Consider the following 6,371-nt stretch of genomic DNA (forward strand, 5'->3'; position numbering starts at 1 on the left):
CAGGTCGCCGGAGCTCGGGTTGGGGTTGTCGACCGTGATCGAGTCGATCTGCAGGTCGGGCTCGCGGTAGACGATGTTCAGCGTGCCTTGGCCGAGGTTGTTGTCGCGCTGGGTGCCCTCAAAGACAGAGGTCGTGTAGTAGGTGTCCCGGGTGTAGGCGTTGTAGTCGCTGTACGGGGTGGGAGGCGCGTTGACTTCGTCTTGGGACTGGTACCGGGGGTCGGAGCTCTCGCCGCGGCCGAGGTCTGGCGCGAGCGAATCGGCGGCGTGCTTGCCGTCCGTCATCACGTAGATGTAGTACTTACCGTCCGTGCCTGGTGGCAGCTTGACGACGGCGCTGGCGGTGTAGCTTTCGCCCGCGCCCAGCGGCGTCGAGTTCGTGTGGACCACCGAGCCGATCTGCGTCGCGCGGCCGGGAATGAAGGTCGGATCCGGGCTGACCCAGATGTGGTCCAGCCAGCCCTTGGTGCCGCTCCACACGGTGGCGCCGAAGTTCTGCACCGTCCAGGTGATCGTGGTGTCTTCGCCCGAGTAGTTGGTCGGCTGTGTCGTCACGTTGGTGACGCGCAGGTCGGCCGGCGCGTTCGTCACGACGGAGACTGCGCGGTTGACGTTGTTGTCCTCAGCCACTTCGGCCACGTCGTTGCGGCCGAGGTAGCTGTAGCCGGCATCCGTCTGCACGACGAGATAGCCGCCACTGACCGACGGGCCCAGGTTGAGCGTCTGGCTGACCGTGTAGCTCTCGCCGTTGCCGAGCGAGCGCTGCTGCCGGAACTCGCCCAGCAGCCAGGTGACGCGCGCCTGCGTCGGGTCGGGGTTGTCCATCAGCCAGACCTTGTCGGTCCACGCGCCCTCGTAGGCGTCGCCGCGGTTCTTGACGGTGTAGCCGAAGGTGTAGCCGCCCGCGGCCTGGGCGCTGGCCGGCGCTGTCACGCTCGTGACGACAAGGTCGGGCGGCGTGATGCCCAGCACGCTGACGGGCCGGGCCTTGTAGTTGTTGTTGTCGGCCTGGGTCGGGTCGTCCGGGTTGATGTTGCTCGAGAGCGTGTCTTCCAGGATCGCGTCGTAGGTGTCGCTCCAGACGGTGATGAAGTAGTTGCCGCTCTTGACACCGTCGGGGATCTGCACGTCCAGTTGGCCGAGGTAGTCCTCGCCGACGGCCAGCTTGCCGGTATGCGTGACCTGGCCGATCTTGATGTCACCCTTGCTCGGATTGGGGCGCGTCTTGTCAACGGTCAGCCAGACCGTGTCGGTCCAGCTGTTGGTCGTCGCGGCATCGCCGCGAGTCGCGGCCGAGCCCTTGTTCACAACCTTGTAGTTGACCTGCACGGTCGCGCCATGCACGACCTGGTCCGGGGCGACGACATCGCTCGTGACGAGGTCGGCGAAGGGCACCGGATTGATGTGGAAACGTTCGGCGCGCGTGTTGTTGCCTTCGCTCGGGTACTCGTCGATGCGGTTGCCGCCGTCGGCCACGACGATCAGGTAGACGTCGCCGCGGTAGCGGATCGGAATTTCTACGCCGTTGACGGTGGTCGTGTAGTCGTCAAGGCCGCCCGGGCTCAGGGCGGCGCCGCTGTCCACGCGGGCCAGCAGCACGTCATCGGCGCTGACCGTGCCGTCGAGTGACAGGTAGACGTAGTCCTGCCACTGGCCGGAGGTCGCCTCGGGGCCGAAGTTGCCCACGGTGAACTTGAAACCGGCGCTCGTGCCGGCGGTCACGTCGGTGGGCGCCTCGATCTTCGTGACGCGCAGGTCGGGCCGGTCGTTCAGGGCGACGACAAGGGTGTCCGTGTCTGTCGCCGTGTTGTTGTTGCGTGCGTCGCCGTACTCGTAGACCTGCGGTTGGCCGCTGCTGCCCAGCAGGCTGTTGGTCACGACGCGCAGCCGGTAGCCGCCTTCGATCTTGACGGGCAGGCGCACCTGCTCGGTCCGCGAGTAGGTCTTGCCAGCCTCCAGGCCGCGGTCGTACGTGTAGTTGCCCAGCACGACAGTGGAGCCGTTGGGGGCGAGCAGCAGCACGGTGTCCTGCCACTGGCCGGCCGCGCCAGCCAGGCCCTGGTTCAGCACCGTCCAGCTGACGTCGATCAGCGCGCCTTCCTGCGCTGTGGCGGGCGCGTCGAGGCTCTGCACGACGAGGTCCGGCGAATCGCTCAGCGTGACCGGCACGGCCACCGAGTGGCCGACGTTGTTGTCGCCGTAGATGAACTCATATGGGCCGCCGGTTGCGACGTTCAGGAACCAGTCGCCCGAGATGCCGTCGGGCAGGCGCACGTTGATGCTGCGGTTGTACGTGTCGCCAACGGCCATCTGGCCCAGGTGGCCGGCGCTGCCGAGGTCGTAGCGCTGGCCGCTGCCGTCGGCGTTGCGGCTGAGCCAGACGCTGTCGGTCCAGCCGGTCGTGTTGGTGATGCCGATGCCGCGGTTGGCCACGGTCCACTGCACGCTGATGTCGCGGCCGCTGTAGGCCGTGCTGGGCGTGCTGACCGACTCGACGCGCATGTCGGCGTACGGGATGGGCATCACGTCGGTCGCGTGGCCGGCGTCCTTGACGTTGTTCGCCTCGCTGCCGTTCTCCCACACCGCGGCAGTGGCGTCGGTCTTCACGAAGATCGTGCCGTGGCGGCTGAAGGCCGGGCCGAAGCTGTAGTCGAGGTGGCCGGTGTAGCTCGCGCCGCTGGCCAGGCCGCCGTCATGCGTGACGTTGCCCAGCACGATGTCGTCGCTGTCCCCCAGGACGCTGTTCGTGCTGTAGATGATGCGGTCGGTCCAGCTTGCCGTGCGACCGGCGCCTGGGCCCCGGTTCTGGACGGTCCACTCCACCGTGATGCTGGCCGGGTCTTTGATGACCTGCGTTGGCGCGCTGACGCTGAGCACGGCCAGGTCCGCATAGGCGTCCAGTGCGACGTCGATGCCCAGCGAGTCGATGTTGTTGTTCTCGTTGGTCGACTCGTTGTTGGCGTTGGCCGTGTCGGTGACGACGATGAGCCGCCACGCGCCTGACAGGTCCGCCGGCAGCGTGAAACCCAGGGTGCCGTCGCTGGACGCGCCAGCCGCCAGCGTGTCGATGACGCGCTCGCCCAGCAGCAGGTCGCCGCCGTCGACCATGCCGTCCTTTGACAGGTAGACCTTTTCGCGGATGCCGGCCGCCGGCGCGCTGCCGGTGTTACGGGTCGTCCAGTTCAGCACGATGGCTTCGCCGCCCTGCAGCAGGCCGGTGGTCGAGAGGCTGCCCACGACGAGGTCGGGTGCCGTCACCGCGATGGCGGCCGTGGCGATGTTGTCGGTCTCGCTGGACTCGGCGACATAGTTGCCCTTGTCCGCGACGATCTCCAGCCGCCAGCTGCCCGGCGGGATGGCGGGCACGGCCAGGTTGAGTTTCTGCGTCAGCGTGCCGCCGGCGGCCAGCGTCTGGAAGGCCCAGGTGCTGGCCAGCACTTGCGTGGGCATCAGGCCCCGCGTGTCGACGAGGCGGACCTCCTCGCCCATGAAGCCGCTGACCGTGTCGTTGCCGGCGTTGCGCACCGTGTAGGTGAGCGGCACCGTCTGGCCGACGCGCCAGCTGTCGGGTACCGTCACGCCGTCGATCTGCAGGTTGGGGCGGGGCTCGGCGTTGACGGTCGTTGCGCTGGTGGCGACGACGACGTTGTTGTCTGTGCGACCCAGCTCGTAGACGGCCGCGAAGGCGTCGGTCTTGACGATGAGGTAGCGCGGGCCGGTCGCATCGCGCGGCACGGTGAAGTCCAGCCCGGCCGTGTAGCTGTCCCCCATGGCCAGCGTGCCCACGCGCGTGACCGAGCCGAGCAGAGTGGACTGCAGTGTGAGGCTGGGGGTGCTGCTCAGGTAGACCTGGTCCACCCAGCGGTTCACGTCGGTCGCGACTGTGCCCGAATTGCGGACGGACCACTCCACCCGCGCGCCACGGCCGGCGAACATCTCCACCGGCACGACGGTGAGCGATGGCACCAGGTCGGCATAGGTCTGCGTGATGGCGATGGCGGCCGACAGCTTCGCGTTGTCCGCGCGCGTGTCCGGCTCGGTGACCTTGGCCGTTGCGTCGCTGATGACGGCGATGCGGTAGTTGCCGTCGATGCGCGTGGGGATGCGCACCGTGGCCGTCTGGCTGTAGCTCGCGCCTGCCGCCAGCGTCGTGGTGCGCGGCACCTCGGCCAGCACGACGTCGTCACCGTTGCCGACGATGTCGTCGCGGCTCAGCACGATGCGGTCGACCCAGCCATTGGTGGCTGTCGCGGCGGCGGCGCCGCCGTTCTTGACCGTCCAGCCGACGCTGATGTCGCCACCGGCGTTGGCGCTCGGCGGCGTGTCCACTGTCGTGACGGCCAGGTCGGCATAGGTGCGCAGCGCGGCCGTGAAGCTCCAGGTCGCATCGTTGTTGCTCTCGGCCGTGCCGTCAGCATTGGCCTCGAAAAGCACCCCGGCACCACTGCTGCTGCGGTCTACGCTGACGGTCACGTCGAACGTGCCGGCGCCCTTGGCGCCTTGCGGCAGCACGAAGCCGTAGCTGCGCGCGCGCACCTCACTCGGGGCCAGCGGCAGTGCCGCGTTGCCAGTGAAGCTGACGAGCGTGTCCACCAGCACCGCACCGGCGCTGCCGTCGGCATTGCGCTGGCGGATGACGACGCGGTCCTGGTAGGGCAGGTTAGTGGGCACGGCGCCCTGGTTCACGTCTTCCCAGCGCAGCGTCAGCACGTCGCCCGACGTGGGCGTGGTACTGTCCAGCGCGAGGTTGCGGGCGATGAGGTCGCTGCCGACGTTGACGTTGCGCTCGACCTGGTTGTCGTTCTCCAGCGAGCCGGTGCTGTTGAACTCGGCGATCTCGTTGCCCGCATCGACGGTGGCGCGCAGTCGGATCGCACCGGCGGCGTTGAGGCCACCCGGCCAGGTGAAGCTGGCTGTGCGGTCGACGCTGGTGCCGGGTTGGGCCTCGGCCGGCGTGCCGGTCTTCGTAAGGCTGGCGATGACGGTGCCGGTCGTCTGGTTCAGCACCTCGACGCGCTCGGTCCAGTTGCGGCCCGGCGGGATGGTGCCGGCGTTGGTCGTTGTCCAGTTGACGGTGACGGTGTCGCCGTTCTTCCAGTCGCCGGGCGGCGTGATGCCCAGGTTCCCGGCCGTCAGGTTGACGTAGTTAACGTACTCGGCCAGCGTGCTCGTGAAGCCGGCCTGGCCGCGGTTGTTGGCTTCGGCGGTGGCGCCTTCCTTCTGCGTGTTGCCGTAGTCCGTCTCGACGACAGCCAGCAGGTTGCCCGCGCCGGTCGGCCCGTCGGGCAGCTTCAGCGTGGCCGTGCGCGTGATGCTGGCGCCGGCCGCCAGCGCACCGGAAGTGGCCTCGACATAGGGCACCAGCAGGTCGGCCAGCACGTCGCCGCTGGCGGAGCGCAGCGTGACGCGGTCGGCGAAGTCGCCGAGGGTGGCGGTGGCGCCCTGGTTGGTGGTGGTCCACGTCACGGTGACCTGGCCGCCGGACAGCACCTGGCTGGCGCCGCCGGCCGGTGCTACTGACACGTTCTTGACCGTCAGGTCCATGCCCACGGACTTGTCCACCTCGGCGACGAGCGCGGCCAGGTCCCAGATCGTGCCGTCGTCGAATTTGACCTGCTGCAGCGGGTTGTAGCCGTTCTTCGGGTCGTTGTTGTAGAAGAAGTAGGAGACGGTGACCTTGTCGTCGCTCCCCGAGAGGCCGATGCTGATGGCCGTGTACTGCGCGGTGCGGTAGTCGAAGACGCGCCGGACGATGACGTCCGACGGCTGGATGCCGGCCTTGAACTGCAGCGTGTTCAGTTTGCCGGCGCTGGTGTCCCAGGGGCTTTCCAGCAGCGTGTCCTGGCCGTCGCCGCGGCCGAAGAGGTAGGTGTTGGCGCCGGAGCCACCGTAGAGGGTGTCGTTGCCGGTGCCGGCGTCGATGGTGTCGTTGCCGTCCTCGCCGTTGATGCTGTCGTCACCGGCGCCGCCGTTGATCGTGTCGTTGCCGGCGCGGGCGTTCAGCGTGTCGTTGCCGTCGAAGCCGCTGAGCGTCTCGGATGCGACGGTGCCCGTGATGGTGTCGTTGCCTGCCGTGCCGGCGAGCGCACGCTGCGCCATGTCGGCGATGGCCCAGACGGTGCCGTCGGCGAACTGGATCTTCTGCAGCGGGTTGTAGCCGCGGGCGGGGTCGTCGCCTTCGAAGAAGGCGTTGACGACGAGGCGGTCGCCGCCGGTGCCGTAGGCGATCTCCAGCGCGCTGTAGGTGCGCGCGCCCTGGTCGAGCACGCGGCGCAGCTTCACGTCGGCCGGCGTGACGTCGGCCTTGAACTGCAGCGTGTTGGTCTTGCCGGTGTCCCAGCCGGTGGCGATGAGCGTGTCGACGCCGTCGC

The 6,371-nt window shown here is 68.4% G+C and carries 1 protein-coding gene (only partly in view); it reads right to left on the reverse strand.

From position 1 onward, the window contains the following. Positions 1-6,282 carry the 5' end (the start) of a CARDB domain-containing protein gene (locus LXT13_RS15385; RefSeq protein WP_233372837.1) on the reverse strand. Its footprint begins 20,781 nt before the window's first position, so the window shows 6,282 of its 27,063 coding nt (coding positions 1-6,282); it begins with the start codon at positions 6,280-6,282; the stop codon falls past the left edge of the window. Positions 6,283-6,371 lie beyond the last annotated feature (89 nt).

Source organism: Pelomonas cellulosilytica (assembly GCF_021353265.1).
Taxonomy (GTDB): domain Bacteria; phylum Pseudomonadota; class Gammaproteobacteria; order Burkholderiales; family Burkholderiaceae_C; genus Pelomonas; species Pelomonas cellulosilytica.